This window comes from Pseudomonas faucium (genome assembly GCF_021602585.1).
In the GTDB taxonomy this organism is placed as follows: Bacteria; Pseudomonadota; Gammaproteobacteria; order Pseudomonadales; family Pseudomonadaceae; genus Aquipseudomonas; species Aquipseudomonas faucium.
This window is the reverse complement of record NZ_BQIP01000015.1, coordinates 46,130-61,986: the sequence shown is the minus strand read 5'-3', so window position 1 is coordinate 61,986 and position 15,857 is coordinate 46,130. Positions and strand designations below refer to the sequence as shown.

Annotated in this window: 11 protein-coding genes and 1 pseudogene; 6 read left to right on the top strand and 6 right to left on the bottom strand. The window is 65.3% G+C overall.

The features are described 5' to 3' along the window. Positions 1 to 14 precede the first annotated feature (14 nt). Complete coding sequence (locus tag L6D75_RS17855; protein WP_176518263.1) at positions 15 to 239, bottom strand: hypothetical protein; 225 nt, start codon at positions 237 to 239, stop codon at positions 15 to 17. A 953-nt stretch (positions 240 to 1,192) separates the two neighbouring features. On the opposite strand from L6D75_RS17855, the pseudogene L6D75_RS17850 reads away from it, so the two are divergent. Further along, positions 1,193 to 1,534 (top strand): annotated as a pseudogene (locus tag L6D75_RS17850) (sel1 repeat family protein); the annotation flags it as partial. 171 nt (positions 1,535 to 1,705) lie between these two features. Next, positions 1,706 to 3,079 carry a DNA recombination protein RmuC gene (locus tag L6D75_RS17845; protein ID WP_176518268.1) on the top strand — a complete coding sequence of 458 codons (1,374 nt, stop codon included), beginning with the start codon at positions 1,706 to 1,708 and terminating at the stop codon, positions 3,077 to 3,079. Here L6D75_RS17845 and L6D75_RS17840 read toward each other — a convergent pair. Together L6D75_RS17840 and L6D75_RS17835 are read right to left on the bottom strand one after the other, a co-directional pair. Next, the gene (locus L6D75_RS17840) at positions 3,051 to 6,527 is read right to left on the bottom strand and encodes a hybrid sensor histidine kinase/response regulator (protein ID WP_176518261.1); all 3,477 of its coding nucleotides are present in this window, start codon (positions 6,525 to 6,527) and stop codon (positions 3,051 to 3,053) included. The genes L6D75_RS17845 and L6D75_RS17840 overlap by 29 nt on opposite strands. A gap of 117 nt (positions 6,528 to 6,644) precedes the next feature. After that, positions 6,645 to 7,820 carry an MFS transporter gene (locus L6D75_RS17835; protein ID WP_176518260.1) on the bottom strand — a complete coding sequence of 392 codons (1,176 nt, stop codon included), beginning with the start codon at positions 7,818 to 7,820 and terminating at the stop codon, positions 6,645 to 6,647. Positions 7,821 to 8,079: 259 nt separating this feature from the next. On the opposite strand from L6D75_RS17835, the gene L6D75_RS17830 reads away from it, so the two are divergent. From L6D75_RS17830 to L6D75_RS17815, 4 genes are all read left to right on the top strand, one after another. After that, a complete protein-coding gene (locus L6D75_RS17830) occupies positions 8,080 to 8,811 on the top strand; it encodes a GntR family transcriptional regulator (RefSeq protein ID WP_176518259.1) in 732 nt (243 codons plus the stop codon). A gap of 133 nt (positions 8,812 to 8,944) precedes the next feature. Then, on the top strand, positions 8,945 to 10,219 hold the full coding sequence (locus tag L6D75_RS17825) for an MFS transporter (protein ID WP_176518258.1): 1,275 nt from the start codon (positions 8,945 to 8,947) through the stop codon (positions 10,217 to 10,219). 26 nt (positions 10,220 to 10,245) lie between these two features. Beyond that, positions 10,246 to 11,079: an amidohydrolase family protein gene (locus tag L6D75_RS17820; protein ID WP_176518257.1), complete on the top strand. Its 834-nt coding sequence runs from the start codon at positions 10,246 to 10,248 to the stop codon at positions 11,077 to 11,079. Between the two features lie 204 nt (positions 11,080 to 11,283). After that, positions 11,284 to 13,161, top strand: a complete 1,878-nt coding sequence (locus L6D75_RS17815) for a 1-acyl-sn-glycerol-3-phosphate acyltransferase (RefSeq protein WP_176517931.1) — start codon at positions 11,284 to 11,286, stop codon at positions 13,159 to 13,161. 10 nt (positions 13,162 to 13,171) lie between these two features. Here L6D75_RS17815 and sugE read toward each other — a convergent pair whose 3' ends face one another. The 3 genes from sugE to rdgC all read right to left on the bottom strand — a co-directional run bounded on the left by sugE (position 13,172) and on the right by rdgC (position 15,700). After that, positions 13,172 to 13,489: a quaternary ammonium compound efflux SMR transporter SugE gene (gene sugE, locus L6D75_RS17810; protein WP_176517930.1), complete on the bottom strand. Its 318-nt coding sequence runs from the start codon at positions 13,487 to 13,489 to the stop codon at positions 13,172 to 13,174. A 201-nt stretch (positions 13,490 to 13,690) separates the two neighbouring features. After that, positions 13,691 to 14,656 carry a bile acid:sodium symporter family protein gene (locus tag L6D75_RS17805; protein WP_176517929.1) on the bottom strand — a complete coding sequence of 322 codons (966 nt, stop codon included), beginning with the start codon at positions 14,654 to 14,656 and terminating at the stop codon, positions 13,691 to 13,693. Positions 14,657 to 14,779: 123 nt separating this feature from the next. Continuing rightward, entirely contained in the window at positions 14,780 to 15,700 is a 921-nt protein-coding gene (rdgC, locus tag L6D75_RS17800) for a recombination-associated protein RdgC (protein WP_176517928.1), read from the bottom strand. Positions 15,701 to 15,857: the final 157 nt, after the last annotated feature.

Genomic DNA, 15,857 nt, shown 5'->3' with positions numbered 1-15,857 from the left:
CTGGCATTCACCGCTCACGCGGTGAGCGACTGGCGCGTCCGGGCGATCACCGCCTGCAGCGGTTCCGAGCGGGTGTACTGCTCGGGATACAGGCGTTCGGTGTGGCAGGCGACGCCGTGTTCGTCCACCAGGGTGAAGCTGAAGTTGCCCTTGCGTGGGGCAGTGATAAGGCACTTCAACGGCGAGAAGGCCTGGGAGAGGGTGCCAATGGCAGCCTGAATCTGATGATGGGTATGCATATTGTTGGAGGTTCCTGCTTTAAACACGGGGGATATGATCCGTGCATGATAGAAACGTTCCAGTGACGCCTTTATTAAGGGACGAACGAACCTGACTGGAACAAAGCAGCCAGAGAGAGCGCAATCAAATGTGGGCGCTTGGGCTGACTGGTAGGTACTTCAGAGGGCAGGCAGCATTCCGGGGCCAAGGTTCTAGGCCGGTCGGTATGGAATCCTGATCAATCTGTCACGTGATTCGTGCTTGAACAGCGCGTTGGCTGGCGAGTGAATCATCGAAAGGGCCGGTCCTGGTTTCAGCAGTTGCTCTTGGGGGGAGCAGGTCTGCAAGGACGCTTCTGGCCAGAATTGACTTTCAGCTTGGTACTAACGAGGCGCACCTTACCGGAACGCGTGGGGCTTTGCAAGCCTTTGCACGTTTCTTCAGGCGAGCCGCGCAGTATGGCGTGTCTTTGCCCACGTGGGAAGAGGGGCAAGTGGCCTCCAAATGGCCCGATGTACCGATTTCGTGCATCCGAATGCAGGTTTTTGGTGCACTTGTGCACATTCGAGGCGCGACTTGTAACAGCCCGGCAACAGCGCCCGATACGCTCGCCAATGACTTGACTGGCACCTTAAGTCAATGAAAAAAAACACTAATTTTTACTGGTGAAAAAATCGTCAGTTTGACTGCAAGCCCCATTTCATAGGGGTTTGCAGGGTCCTTAGGGAGGTTGTCCACCGAGTTATCCACAGGAACTGTGGATTGTCCCGAGCGCTTGCTCTAGGACGGGCGTGCCAGCAAAACGGAGAACTGTCCGACAATCGACAGGCACCTGCCGACTGCCCAGTCACCTGTTTGAAAACGTCAAGAAAAGATCAGTGAAATTTTTTTTCAATCCTCCAGAAATCGACAGGCCATGCCGTGCAAAAAAGGGTAGAGTGGCGCGCCTTTCGAGTTGCCCTGTCTGTTGCTCATGAAGTTTCGCGGTAAACACCTCGCCAGCCCCGCCGTTTCGACGTCTGCCCCCACGCCCAAACGCTTTTCATTGAAAGTGGCCTTGTGGCTGCTCGACAGCCCGCGCCTGGCCGACAAGCGCCAGGTCAAGCACCTGGCCGGGCGCCTGCTCAAGCAGCCGGCGCGCCAAGGCGTGGTCGAGGCCCAGAGCCGCCTGGGGCAGATGCTCTGCCGCGAGTGCGGCAATGCCCGTGACCGGCGCATCGGCCATGACCTGCTGCGCCAGGCGGCGCGGGCCGGGGACCGGCGGGCGCAGCTGGAATACGCTCGCCTGTGCCAGGCCAGCGAGCCGGAGCAGGCGTCGGACCAGGCAGGCTGATAAGCTGCAGGCAATTTGCAACAGACCGTCGGGGTAAGCATGGCAGTGGATCTGACCAGCATTCTGCTGGGCTTGGTGGCAGGCGCCTTGCCGTGCCTGGGGTGGCTCATGCACGTGCAGCGTCGCCAGGGCGCCCGGCAGGGCGAGCAGGCCCTGCTCCAAGAGCGTCTCAATGGCGCCCTGCTGGCCCAGGCGGGCCTGCAGGCGCAGCTGGAGGCCAGCCGTGACGAGGTCAGCGACCTGAGCGAGGCCAACACCGTCAAGCAGACCCAGCTCGCCGCCCAGGGCCGTGAGCTGGAGCTGCTGCAGGTCGACCGCGACAACGCCCGTGACGCCGCCCACGCCTGGCACCTGGAGCGCGCCAGCCGCGAAGCCGAATTGCGCCGCCTGGAGGCCCAATGCGCGCGCCTGGAAGCCGAACTGCGCGAGCAACAGGACAGCCACCAGCAGCGCCTGGAAGACCTGCAGGAAGCCCGCGACACCCTGCGTGCGCAATTCGCCGACCTGGCCACGAAAATCTTCGACGAGCGCGAGCAGCGCTTCGCCCAGACCAGCCAGCAGCACCTGGGCCAGTTGCTCGACCCGCTCAAGGAACGCATCCAGGCCTTCGAAAAGCGCGTCGAGGAGAGCTACCAGCAAGAGGCCCGCGAGCGTTTCTCCTTGGGCAAGGAGCTCGAACGCCTGCAGCAACTGAACCTGCGCCTGTCCGACGAAGCCACCAACCTTACCCAGGCGCTCAAGGGCCAGAAGACCCAAGGCAACTGGGGCGAGCTGATCCTTGAGCGGGTGCTGGAGCATGCCGGCCTCGAGAAGGGCCGCGAGTACCAGACCCAGGTCAGCCTCAAGAGCGCCGACGGCGAGCGCTTCCAGCCCGACGTGCTGATCATGCTGCCCGGCGACAGGCAGGTGGTGGTCGATGCCAAGGTCAGCCTCACCGCCTATCAGCAGTACGTCAGCGGCAACGATGAAAGCGCCCTGAAGCAGCACGTGCAGTCGCTGCGCAGCCACGTCAAAGGCCTGTCGAGCAAGGACTACAACCGCCTCGAAGGCCTGCACAGCCTGGACTTCGTACTGTTGTTCGTGCCCATCGAGGCGGCTTTTTCAGCCGCCTTGCAGGCCGAGCCGAACCTGTTCCAGGAGGCCTTCGACCGGCAGATCGTGATCGTCAGCCCGACCACCTTGCTGGCCACCTTGCGGGTGATCGACAGCCTGTGGAAGCAGGAACGCCAGGGCCAGAACGCCCGCGAGATCGCCGAGCGCGCCGGTTGGCTGTACGACAAGTTCGTGCTGTTCATCCAGGATCTGGACGAGCTGGGCGCGCGCCTGCAGCAGGTCGACAAGGCCTACGCCGCGGCGCGCAACAAGCTGTGCGAAGGGCGCGGCAACCTGGTCAGCCGCAGCGAGCAGCTCAAGCTGCTTGGCGCCCGGGCCAGCAAGAGCCTGCCGGCCGACTTGCTGGAGCGGGCCTTGTCCGACGATGCCCCGGCCGATGCCGCCCTTACTGCACCAGGCTCAGATGGCGATTGAGCAGGGCGCGCAGGGCCGCCGGCTTGACCGGCTTGGCCAGGTAGTCCAGGCCTGCGGCATGCACCGTGGCCAGGGTTTCCTTGCTGCCATCGGCACTGATCACCACCCCCGGCACCGGCTCGCCCAGGCGCGTGCGTAGCCAGCCCATCAGCCCGGTGCCGGTCTCGCCGTCATCCAGGTGGTAGTCCACCAGCGCCAGGTGCGGGCGCATGCCCTTGGCCAGCAGCGCCTCGCATTCGGCGCGGTTGCGCGCGGTCCACACCTGGCAACCCCAGCGGCTGAGCAGGCTGTTCATGCCAATCAGGATGCTGTCTTCGTTGTCCACGCACAGCACCTGCAGGCCGGCCAGCGGCTGGCTGGCCTGCTCCACGGGCGCCGCAGGCGCAGCCGCGGCCTGGCGGGCGATCGGCACATTGACGCGGAACACCGTGCCCTTGCCCGGCCATGAACGCACTTCGAGGCGGTGGCCGAGCACCCGGCACAGGCCGTCGGCAATCGCCAGGCCCAGGCCCAGGCCTTTTTCGGCGCGGGTCTGGTGGCTGTCCAGGCGCTTGAACTCCTGGAAGATCACCTGCAGCTTGTCGTCGGCGATGCCCGGGCCACGGTCCCACACCTCCAGCCACAGGTGCTCGCCCTGGCGACGAACGCCCAGCAGGATCGGGCTCTTGCCGTAGCGCAGGGCGTTGGTGAGGAAGTTCTGCAGCACCCGGCGCAGCAGTTTCATGTCGCTGTCGATGCGCAGGTGGCTGCCGCGCAGGCGGAATTCCAGGCCCTTTTCCGCTGCCAGCACCTTGAATTCGGCGCCCAGGGTGTCGAACAGCTCATTGAGCGCGAACGGCTTGGCGTCCGGGGTGATCTTGCCGTTTTCCAGGCGCGAGATGTCCAGCAGGTCGCTGATCAGTTCTTCGGCCGAGCGCAGCGAGCTGTCCATGTGCTGGACCAGCTGCTGGGCCTCCTCGTTCATGCCTTCGGCCTGCTGCGACAGGGCGGCGGAGAACAGCCGTGCGGCATTGAGCGGTTGCATCAGGTCGTGGCTGACGGCCGCCAGGAAGCGGGTCTTGGACTTGCTGACCGCCTCGGCCTGGCTCTTGGCCTCCGACAGCGCCTGGTTCAGTTGCGACAGTTCGTGGGTACGCTCGGCTACGCGCTGCTCCAGCCCTTCGTTGGAGTCGCGCAGGGCCTGCTCCGCCTCGCGGAACGGGGTGATGTCGGTGAAGCTCATGACGAAGCCGCCGCCGGGCATCGGGTTGCCGATCAGCTCGATCACCCGGCCATTGGGGAACAGCCGCTCGGAGGAATGGGCGCGGCCCTGGCGCATCCAGTGCAGCCGGCGCGCCACGTGCACCTGGGCCTCGCCCGGGCCGCACAGGCCGCGTTCGGCGTTGTAGCGGATGATGTCGGCGATCGGCCGGCCGACGCTGATCAGCCCGTCGGGGTAGTTGAACAGCTCCAGGTAGCGGCGGTTCCAGGCCACCAGGTGCAGGTTCTGGTCGACCACGCTGATGCCCTGGTTGATGTTCTCGATGGCCCCTTGCAGCAGCGCGCGGTTGAACTGCAGCACCTCGCTGGCTTCATCGGCGATGCGCACCACGTCTTCGAGCTGCATGTCGCGGCCCTCGATGGCGGCCTTGACCACGGCGCGGGTCGAGGAGGTGCCGAGCACACCGGCCAGCAGCCGCTCGGTGTGCTCGATCCAGTCGCCGTCGGCGTTCTGGTTGGGGTTGAAGCCCTTGCCCTGGCGGTAGGCGAAGCGGATGAAGCTCTGCCGCGCACGTTCTTCGCCGACGAAGCGCGAGGCCAGGGTCAGCAGGTCGTCGATCTGCACCGCCAGCAGCGGCTTGCTGCTGGGGCGGGCGCTGGTCTGCTGGCCGATGAAGCGCCCGGCCTGCCAGTGCTCGGAGACGCGGGTGCGCGAGAGCATCGACACCCAGGCGAACAGGGTGAAGTTGCCGGCCAGCGACAGCACCACGCCTTGGGTCAGCGGGGTGATCGGCAGGTTCAGCGGGTTGCCGTGCAGCCACGAAAGGCCCGGGAACAGCTCCAGCGGCCAGCCCAGGCTGTGGGCGGTAATGGGCAACACCAGGGTGTAGAACCAGAGGAAGATGCCCGCCGCGAGGCCTGCGAACACGCCGCGGCGGTTGGCCTGCTTCCAGTACAGCGCGCCGAGCATGGCCGGGGTGAGCTGGGTGACTGCGGCGAAGGCGATCTGGCCGATGGTCGCAAGGCTTGCGGTGGAGCCGAGCAGGCGATAGCTGACATAGGCCAGCAGCAGGATGACCACGATGGTCACCCGGCGTACCGACAGCATCCAGTGGCGGAATGCCTCGAACGGCCGCTCGGCGTTGTTGCGCCGTAGCAGCCAGGGCAGCAGCATGTCGTTGGAGACCATGGTCGACAGCGCCACGGCCTCGACGATGACCATGCCGGTGGCGGCCGAGGCGCCGCCGATGAAGGCCAGCAGCGCCAGGCTCGGGTGCGCCTCGGCCAGTGGCAGGCTGATCACGAACGAGTCGGAAATCACCGTGCCCGGCAGCAGCATCTGCCCGGCCAGGGCAATCGGCACCACGAACAGCGCGGCCAGGGCCAGGTACATCGGGAACACCCAGCGCGCCAGGCGCATGTCCTGCGGCTCGATGTTCTCCACCACGGTCACGTGGAATTGGCGCGGCAGGCAGATGATCGCCATCATCGCCACGGCGGTCTGCACCACCATCGACGGCCAGTTGATGGTTTCCTGCCAGTAGCTCTCCAGGTGTATCGACTGGCGTGCCTGGGTGAACAGGTCGTCAAAGCCGTCGTACAGGTTGAACACCACGAACACGCCGACGGCGAGGAAGGCCAGCAGCTTGATCATCGATTCGAAGGCGATCGCCAGGACCATGCCGCGGTGGTGCTCGGTGACGTCCAGGCTGCGCGTGCCGAAGACGATGGCGAACAGCGCCAGCACCAGCGACACCACCAGCGCGGTGTCCTGCACGCGGGTGCCGGTGGCGTCGGCATTGGCGCCGATCAGCAGGTTGACGCCGAGCACGATGCCTTTGAGCTGCAAAGCGATGTAGGGCAGCACGCCAACCAGGCAGATCAGCGCCACCACCACCGCCAGGGTCTGCGACTTGCCATAGCGCGCGGCAATGAAGTCGGCGATCGAGGTGATGTTCTGCTGCTTGCTGATCAGCACCATCTTCTGCAGCACCCAGGGCGCGAAGATCAGCAGCAGGATGGGCCCCAGGTAGATCGGCAAAAACGCCCACAGCTGTTCGGCGGCCTGGCCGACCGCGCCGAAGAAGGTCCAGCTGGTGCAGTACACCGCCAGCGACAGGCTGTACACCCACGCACGCAGGCGCGGCGGCAACGGCGTGCTGCGGCGGTCGCCGTAGAAGGCGATGGCGAACATGATGGCCATATAGGCCAGGGCGACCACGGCGATCAGCCCGCTGGACAACGACATGAAAACTCCGGAGCAAAAAAAGGTAACGCGGTCCCGATCAGTCAGTCTGGCACGCGGGCGCCGGTTCGTCAGCGCCGACGATGGTTGTAGGCACGGCTTCAGCCAGCGCAGGCTACATCAATTGCGTCGCGTACCCAGCCAGTAGAACACCCCCGCCAGCAGCACCGACATCACCAATAGATAGAAGATCACCCCCGGCCACCACAGCCCCAGGGCAAACCCGACCATCACCGGCCCCAGCGCCGCCCCCAGGTTGGACAAGTTCTGCGCCCCGTAATACACCCCGCGCAGATGCTCCGGGGCAATCAGGTCGATGAACATGTACTCGGCAGGAATCACGATGATCTCGCCCAGGGTGAACACCAGCATCGCCAGGCACCAGGCCAGCACCGACCCCGCCAGCGCAAAACCCAGCAGCCCGGCGATGAACAAGGCCATGCCGGCCATCAGCCAAGGCATCAGGCGCTGGCGGCTGATGCGCTTGCCGATCAGGTACTGCAGGGCGATCACCGTCACGGCATTGGTGGTTACCAGGTAACCCACCAGGCGCGCCGCCTCGCTGGCACTGGTGGTCACCACCAGGTACTGCGACAGGTAGGCGGTGAACTGCCCGAACACCACCGCGCTGAGCACGCCGCCGAGGGTGAAGCACACCAGCCGCCGATCGCCTGCCAGGCCCAGCGCCACCTGGGCGAAGCCGGCTCCGGCCTGTGCGGGCGGGGCCTGCAGCCCGCGATCACCCAGGCGCCAGTAGGCCAGGCACATGCCCAGGCCGATCAGCGCGGAGGCGATAAAAGGCAGGTGTTCGTCCATCTCCAGCATGGCAACCCCCAGCAGCGGGCCGACGGCATAGCCGACGTTGCTCAGGGTGTACTTGATGGCGAACACCTCGGCGCGCCGCTCCACCGGCAGCAGCGCGCAGAAGCCAGCCTTGGCGGCGATGTCGACCACGGCCAGGGTCAGGTTGATCAGCACCAGGCAGAGGAAGAACAGCAGCGCCGAGCGGCTGGCGATGGCGGCGGCGAAGGCCAGGGCGAACAGCAGCGTGCTGGCGCTGATCAGGCTGTGGTTGTGCAGGGTGTCGACCAGGTGCCCGCCATACAGGCTCAGCAGCGAGGCAACGATCAGGGCGCCGCCGATCAGCAGGCCGATGTGGCCGACCGAGAGCTGGAAGGTGTCGGCCAGGTAGACCACCAGGTAGGGCAGGGTGAGCGCGCGGGCCAGGGTCAGGATGAAGGTGGTGGCCAGCAGCAGGCGTACCGCTGGGGGGTAGTGCTTGAGGGCGGCGAGCATTGCCACATCCTTGTTGTGGGAGGTTGCCGATGCTGAGCATAAGACATGGGCGGCTGCTGCGCAGCCCATCGCCGGCAAGCCGGCTCCCACAGGTGCTCCAGCACTTCAAAGGCTGTGGCCTGGCTGTGGGAGCCGGCTTGCCGGCGATGGGCGCGCCACGAAATCGGCGACCAGCGGAGGATTGACACCCCGCCACCCACGGGGAATACTCTCGGAAAATTCATATATATGTTTAGATAACAAGACGAGAGCGAGACCCATGCACCCATTGTCCGGTGATGCTCGACTGCCCCGCTACCAACAACTGCGCGACCACCTGGTCGAGCAGATTGCCAACAACCGCTGGCGCCCAGGCGAGGCGATCCCGACCGAGGCCGCGCTGGCCAGCGAATTCGACATGTCGGTCGGCACCGTGCGCAAGGCGGTCGACGTGCTGGTCGCCGAAGGCGTGCTGGAGCGCCAGCAGGGCCGTGGCACCTTCATACGCCGCCCACAGTTCCAGTCTTCGCTGTTCCGTTTCTTCCGCTTCGAGTCCGCCAATGGCGAACGGGTGATGCCGCAAAGCCGCATCCTCTCCATCGACCCCGTACCGGCGCCCTCTGCGGTAGCCCAGGCCCTGGGGCTGGCCGCCGAGGCCGAAGTCATCCGCATCGTCCGTACCCGTCTGCTCGGCGCACAACCGGTGCTGGCCGAGGAGATCTGGCTGCCGCGCCAGACCTTCCAGCCGCTGCTGGAGGTAGAGCTGCAGAGCAAGGGCCCGCTGCTGTATCCGATCTACGAGGAGCTGTGCGGCCAGGTGGTCGCCTACGCCGAAGAGACCCTGACCGCCGAAGCGGTCGACGCGGTGCATGGCCGCCTGTTGCAACTGCCGGCCGACAGCCCGGTGGTGGTGATCGAGCGTCTGGCCCGTGACTACGCCGGCAAACCACTGGAATGGCGCCGCTCGCGCGGCCATGCGCAGCACTTCCGCTACCGCATCGACATCCGCTGAGCCGCCGGCTTCGCCCTGTTTACCCGTCTGCGCCGTCCTGCCACGGCGCGGTGGCTTCGCCTGCCCGGTCGCCAGCGTGCCCAGAGCTTCAGCGCGCCCGGCCGTAACACCCACAATTAGAAGGATAACAATCATGTTCAGCTGGTATCGCCAGATCACTTCACGGGAACGCAAGACGTTCTGGGCCTGTTTCGGCGGCTGGTCGCTCGATGCGCTGGAAGTGCAGATGTTCGGCCTGGCCATCCCGGCGCTGATTGCCGCGTTCTCGCTGACCAAGGCCGATGCCGGCCTGATCAGCGGCCTGACCCTGGTCACGTCGGCCATCGGCGGCTGGCTCGGCGGCGCCCTGTCGGATCGATACGGGCGTGTGCGTACCCTGCAGTGGATGATCCTCTGGTTCTCCTTCTTCACCTTCCTCTCGGCGTTCGTCACCGGCTTCTACCCGCTGCTGTTCGTCAAGGCCATGCAAGGCTTCGGCATCGGTGGTGAATGGGCCGCAGGCGCGGTGCTGATGGCCGAGACCATCAACCCGAAATACCGCGGCAAGGTCATGGGCACGGTGCAGAGCGCCTGGGCCGTGGGTTGGGGCCTGGCGGTCGGGCTGTTCACGCTGATCTATTCGCTGGTGCCGGCGGACTACGCCTGGCGGGTGATGTTCTTCGTCGGCCTGCTGCCGTCGCTTTTGATCATCTGGGTGCGGCGCAACGTGCCGGAGCCCGACAGCTTCCAGCGCCGGCAGCAGGAAAAGGCCATCCCCGGCAGCTTCTTCAAGTCCATGGCCGGCATTTTCCGCCCCGAACTGTTGCGCGTGACCCTGCTCGGCGGCCTGCTGGGCCTGGGTGCCCACGGCGGCTACCACGCGGTGATGACCTGGCTGCCGACCTTCCTCAAGACCGAGCGCAACCTCTCGGTGCTGAACTCCGGTGGCTACCTTGCGGTGATCATCTTCGCCTTCTGGTGCGGCTGTGTGATCAGCGGCCTGCTGATCGACCGCATCGGCCGGCGCAAGAACATCCTGCTGTTCGCCCTGTGCTGCGTGCTGACCGTGCAGGCTTATGTGTTCTTCCCGCTGACCAACACGCAGATGCTGTTCCTCGGCTTCCCGCTGGGCTTTTTTGCCGCCGGCATCCCGGCCAGCCTCGGTTCGTTCTTCAACGAGCTGTACCCGGCCGACGTGCGCGGGGCAGGGGTCGGCTTCTGCTACAACTTCGGCCGCGTACTGTCGGCGGTGTTCCCGTTCCTGGTCGGGCACATGAGCGAATCCATGTCGCTGGGTAGCGCGATCGGCATCGACGCCGGCATCGCCTACGGCGTTGCCATGCTCGCCGCACTGTGCCTGCCGGAAACCCGCGGCCGCACCCTCGAAGCCACGCCGGCGCCGACCGTGGCCTGCGCTGCAGCCAAGTAACCTGGACCTTGTTTCGATTGAACATCATGCCCGACGCCACCGCTTCACCGATCACCGCCATCGACAGCCATGCCCACGTGTTCAGCCGCGGCTTGAACCTGGCCAGCGGGCGCCGCTACGCGCCGAACTACGACGCCCCGCTGGGCGACTACCTGGCCCAGCTGCAGGGCCACGGGTTCAGCCATGGCGTGCTGGTGCAGCCGAGTTTCCTGGGCACCGACAACCGCTACCTGCTCAGCGCCCTGCAGACCGCGCCGGGGCAGCTGCGCGGGGTGGTGATGCTCGAGCAGGACGTCGGTCGTGAGGCCCTGGACGACATGGCCCGCCTGGGGGTCAAGGGTGTGCGCTTGAACCTCATGGGCCAGGCCCTGCCTGACCTCACCGCTGCCCAGTGGCGGCCGTTGCTGGAGCGCATTGGCGAGCAGGGCTGGCACCTGGAGCTGCACCGCCAGGTGGCGGACATTCCAACCCTGGTGCGGGCGTTGGAGCCCTATGGCCTGGACCTTGTGATCGACCATTTCGGCCGGCCCGATGCTCGCCTTGGCCTGGGGCAGCCAGGGTTTGCCGAGTTGCTCACCCTCGGCGGCAAGGGCAAGGTCTGGGTGAAGGTGTCCGGCATCTATCGGCTGGAGGGCACGGTGCTGCAGAACCTGGCTTTCGCCCGCCAGGCACTGGGTGCGCTGGAGGCGCATTACGGCGCCGAGCGGCTGATGTGGGGCAGTGACTGGCCGCATACCCAGCATGAGGCGGCGGTGAGCTTTGCTGCGGTGGTCGAGCAGTTCGAGGCGCTGGGCTGTTCGGCTGAACTGCGCCGGGCGTTGCTGGTGGACACGGCGCGGGGGTTGTTCGGCTTTGGTTGATGTGGTGCCCTTGCTGGACCAATCGCCGGCAAGCCGGCTCCCACAGGGGCGCTGTTGTACTTGTGGGAGCCGGCTTGCCGGCGATTGGTCCGACTGACACGGCAGGGCTTTGCGGCTTGCCAGGGTTGGCCTTTCCCGTGCAGATTTGTGGCTTGCGGCGGCCTGCGTGCCTCCAACTACAAAAGTCACTCAGGAACAAGGACGATGAGTCACCCCTCGCAATTCACCTTGCTCGGCAAGCGGCGCTTCTTGCCGTTCTTCATCACCCAACTGCTGGGCGCGTTCAATGACAACCTGTTCAAGCAATCGCTGATCCTGGCGATCCTGTTCAAGCTCAGCCTCGGTGACGGCGACCGCTCGATCTGGGTCAACCTCTGTGCGCTGCTGTTCATCCTGCCGTTCTTCCTGTTCTCGGCGTTGGGTGGGCAGTTTGGCGAGAAGTACGCCAAGGACGCACTGATCCGCGCGATCAAGCTGGCCGAAATCGCCATCATGGCCGTGGGCGCGCTGGGCTTCGTCAGCGACCACCTGGCGTTGATGCTGGTGGCGCTGTTCGGCATGGGCACCCACTCGGCGCTGTTCGGCCCGGTGAAGTACTCGATCCTGCCCCAGGCCTTGCGCGAAGAGGAGCTGGTCGGCGGCAACGGCCTGGTGGAAATGGGCACCTTCCTGGCCATCCTCGCCGGTACCATCGGTGCCGGGGTGATGATGGCCAGCAGCAGCTACGCCACGGTGGTGGCAGGCGGCGTGGTCGGCACGGCGGTGCTCGGTTACCTCGCCAGCCGCTGGATCCCCCGCGCGGCGGCGGCATCGCCGCAGATGCGGCTGGACTGGAACATCTTCAAGCAGTCGTGGGTGATCCTGCACATGGGCCTGGGGCAGACCCCGGCGGTGTCGCGTTCGATCGTCGGCAACTCGTGGTTCTGGTTCCTCGGCGCCATCTACCTGACCCAGATACCGGCCTACGCCAAGGACTGGCTGCACGGTGACAGCACAGTCGTGACCCTGGTGCTGACCCTGTTCTCGGTGGGCATCGCGCTGGGCTCGCTGTTGTGCGAGCGCTTGAGCGGGCGCAAGGTGGAGATCGGCCTGGTGCCGTTCGGCTCGTTCGGCCTGACCCTGTTCGGGCTGCTCTGGTGGTGGCATTCCGGCGATGTGCCGGCGGCTGCAGCCCCGCACGACTGGCTGGCGCTGCTGGGCATGAGCCAGGCCTGGTGGATCCTGCTGTCGATCGTGGGCCTGGGCGTGTTCGGCGGCTTCTATATCGTGCCGCTGTACGCCCTGATCCAGGCACGCACCGCCGAAGACCAGCGTGCCCGGGTGATTGCCGCCAACAACATTCTCAATGCCTTGTTCATGGTGGTTTCGGCGATCCTGACCATGGTCCTGCTGGGGCTGGCCGATCTGAGCATCCCGCAGCTGTTCCTGGTGGTGTCGCTGCTCAACGTGCTGGTCAACGCCTACATCTTCAGGATCGTGCCCGAGTTCACCATGCGCTTCCTGATCTGGCTGCTCAGCCACTCGATGTACCGCGTGCAGCATCGCGACCTTGAGCGCATCCCCGACGAGGGCGCGGCGCTGCTGGTGTGCAACCATGTGTCGTTCGTCGATGCGCTGCTGCTTGGTGGGGCGATCCGCCGGCCGATCCGGTTCGTCATGTACTACAAGATCTACAACCTGCCAGTGCTCAACTTCGTGTTCCGCACGGCCGGCGCCATCCCGATTGCCGGGCGCAGTGAAGACCCGGCCACCTACGAGCGCGCCTTCGCCCGCATCGCCGAGTACCTGGCGGCGGGGGAGGTGGTGTGCATCTTCCCCGAAGGCAAGCTGACCGGTGATGGCGAGATCGATGTGTTCAAGGGGGGCGTCAGCCGCATTCTCGAAGAAACCCCGGTGCCAGTGATTCCGCTGGCGTTGCAGGGCTTGTGGGGCAGCTTCTTCAGTCGCGACCCTGGCAAGGGCTTTTTCAAACGGCTGTGGTCGCGGGTGACTATCGTCGCGGGCGCCGCCATCCCGGTGGAGGCGGCGCAACCGGAGTTGTTGCGCGAGCAGGTCAGCCGCCTGCGCGGCGACCTGCGTTAGGCGGGAGCCGTCAGCTGGCGCTGACTTTCAGGCCGATCAGGCCGGTGACGATCAGCGCCACGCTGGCCAGCCGAATCAGGGCCATGGATTCACCGAACAGGATGATGCCGGCGATCACCGTGCCCACTGCACCGACACCGGTCCAGATGGCGTAGGCGGTGCCCAGCGGCAGCTCTTTCATGGCCAGGCCCAGCAGGCCCAGGCTGATGACCATGGCGCCCACGGTGAGGATGGTCGGCAGGGGGCGGGTGAAGCCGTCGGTGTACTTGAGGCCGACCGCCCAGCCAACCTCGAACAGGCCGGCGAAGAACAGGATGATCCAGGACATGTGTGAGTCTCCATCGTTTCAATGATGGGGCCGTCCCCGGAGTGGTCACGCGGTGCGTCGTGAGGCCGTCCTCACAGTGGGCACTATAGTGCACATTTGGCGATTGCCGGGCAAGCCTGAGCTGGCCCTGTCGCCGGCAAGCCGGCTCCCCCAATCCCTGTGGGAGCCGGCTTGCCGGCGATAGGGCCTGAACAGCCAGCATCAATCCCGAGCGGGTTCCCCACCTTCCAATACACCCTCAGGCGCTTCCATCCGCCGAAACCAGGTCGACAGCAACGCCCCGGAAATATTGTGCCAGACGCTGAACAGCGCACTGGGCACCGCCGCCAGCGGCGAGAAATGCGCCGCCGCCAAGGCCGCCCCCAACCCCGAATTCTGCATGCCCACCTCCAGCGCCAGCGACTTGCGCTGGGCCAGTGGCAGCTTGCAGCACTTGCCGGTGAGGTAACCCAGCAGGTAGCCAAAGCTGTTGTGCAAGATCACCACCGCCATGATCAGCAGCCCCGATTCGGCGATTTTCGCCTGGCTGGCCGCCACCACCGCGCACACGATCATGACGATGCTCACCACCGACACCAGCGGCAGCACCTGCACTGCCAACTGCACCCGCGCGCCCAGCACGCGTTGCGCCACTACGCCGAGCACGATCGGCAGCATCACCAACTGCAGGATCGACCAGAACATGTCCATGAACGATACCGGCAGCCAGGCCGAGGCCAGGAACCAGATCAGCGCCGGCGTCAGCAGCGGTGCCAGCAGGGTGGTCACCGCGGCGATCGCCACGGCCAGTGCCAGGTCGCCCTTGGACAGCCAGACCATCACGTTCGACGCCGTGCCGCTCGGGCAGCAGCCGACCAGAATCACGCCCACGGCAATTTCCGCTGGCAGCTGGAACAGCTGGCACAGCAGCCAGGCCATGCCCGGCATGATCACGAAATGCGCGACCACCCCGAGCGCCACGCGCCAGGGCTGGCGGGCGAGGGCGGCGAAGTCGTCGAGCTTGAGGGTCAGGCCCATGCCGAACATCACCAGCCCCAACAGCGGCACGATCGCCACCTTGAGGGCGATGAACCATTGCGGTTGCACGAAGGCCAGGCAAGCGAACACCAGCACCCAAAGGGCAAAGGTGTTGCCGACGAAGCGGCTGAGGGCGGCGAGGGCGCGCATGGGCAAGTCCTTTTCTATTGTTCTTGGTGATTTTCAGGTGCCCAATCGCCGGCAAGCCGGCTCCCACAGGTACAGCACAGCCTGTGGGAGCCGGCTTGCCGGCGATTGGGCAGATCAGTTGGCTCAGACCCCTTGCGGGATCTCTTCGCCACCCAGTGCCTCGAACAGCACCGGCAGGAACTCGCTGAAGGTCATCATCATCAGCAGGAAGCTGGCATCGAACTGCTGCGCAGCCTCATCGCCGCCATCCTGTTCGGCCTGCTCCTGCAGCAGCTCTTCGAACTTCAGGCGCTTGATCACCATCTTGTCGTCGAGCACGAACGACAGCTTGTCCTGCCAGGCCAGCGCCAGCTGGGTGACCACCTTACCGGTGCTCAGGTGCAGCTGGATTTCCTCACCCGTCAGGTCCTGGCGCTTGCAGCGCACGATGCCGCCGTCTTCGGCGGTGTCGCGCAGTTCGCATTCGTCCAGTACATAGAAGCCTTCGGCGGCCTGCTGCGACTTGACCCAGTCGGTCATGGTCGCGCTCGGGGCGATTTTCACCGTGGCCGGGCGCACTGGCAGCGAGCCCATCACTTCACGCAGGGTCGACAGCAGGTCTTCGGCGCGCTTGGCGCTGGCCGAGTTGACCAGGATCATCCCCAGGCGCGGGGCGATCGCGGCGAAGATCATCGAGCGGCGGATGAACGCACGCGGCAGGAAGGCCTGGATGATCTCGTCCTTGATCTGGTCGCGCTCTTTCTTGTAGACCTTGCGCATCTGCTCGGTCTCGATCTCTTCGACCTTTTCCTTCACCGCATCGTTGACCACGCTGCTGGGCAGGATGCGTTCTTCCTTGCGTGCGGCAATCAGCAGGAACTCGCCGCTGACGTGCACCAGCGGGGCGTCTTCGCCCTTGCCGAAGGGGGCGACGAAACCATAGGTGGTCAGCTCCTGGCTGGCGCAGGGGCGAGCCGGCTTGCTGGCCAGGGCAGCTTCCAGCGTTTCAGCCTCGAAGGGGACATCCTGGGTCAGGCGGTAGGACAGCAGGTTCTTGAACCACATGGGGGGCAATCTCTCCTTAAGGCATAAGCCGGGCATTATTCTCCGAGCAGCCGTTCCAGGCCAGCCCTGTCATAGGGTTAGCAGCGCTTATGGAGGTAATGAAAGGGGCGACGAAGCTAGGTTATTGAAAGGGCAGAGATTTTTTTTGAAAAAGTTG

Bases quoted from the DNA above. Each gene is read 5' to 3' on its own strand.
- L6D75_RS17820 (WP_176518257.1), top strand. From the start codon at position 10,246: ATGCCCGACGCCACCGCTTCACCGATCACCGCCATCGACAGCCATGCC.
- sugE (WP_176517930.1), bottom strand. From the start codon at position 13,489: ATGTCCTGGATCATCCTGTTCTTCGCCGGCCTGTTCGAGGTTGGCTGG.
- L6D75_RS17835 (WP_176518260.1), bottom strand. From the start codon at position 7,820: ATGCTCGCCGCCCTCAAGCACTACCCCCCAGCGGTACGCCTGCTGCTG.
- L6D75_RS17825 (WP_176518258.1), top strand. From the start codon at position 8,945: ATGTTCAGCTGGTATCGCCAGATCACTTCACGGGAACGCAAGACGTTC.
- L6D75_RS17805 (WP_176517929.1), bottom strand. From the start codon at position 14,656: ATGCGCGCCCTCGCCGCCCTCAGCCGCTTCGTCGGCAACACCTTTGCC.
- L6D75_RS17840 (WP_176518261.1), bottom strand. From the start codon at position 6,527: ATGTCGTTGTCCAGCGGGCTGATCGCCGTGGTCGCCCTGGCCTATATG.
- L6D75_RS17855 (WP_176518263.1), bottom strand. From the start codon at position 239: ATGCATACCCATCATCAGATTCAGGCTGCCATTGGCACCCTCTCCCAG.
- L6D75_RS17830 (WP_176518259.1), top strand. From the start codon at position 8,080: ATGCACCCATTGTCCGGTGATGCTCGACTGCCCCGCTACCAACAACTG.
- L6D75_RS17815 (WP_176517931.1), top strand. From the start codon at position 11,284: ATGAGTCACCCCTCGCAATTCACCTTGCTCGGCAAGCGGCGCTTCTTG.
- rdgC (WP_176517928.1), bottom strand. From the start codon at position 15,700: ATGTGGTTCAAGAACCTGCTGTCCTACCGCCTGACCCAGGATGTCCCC.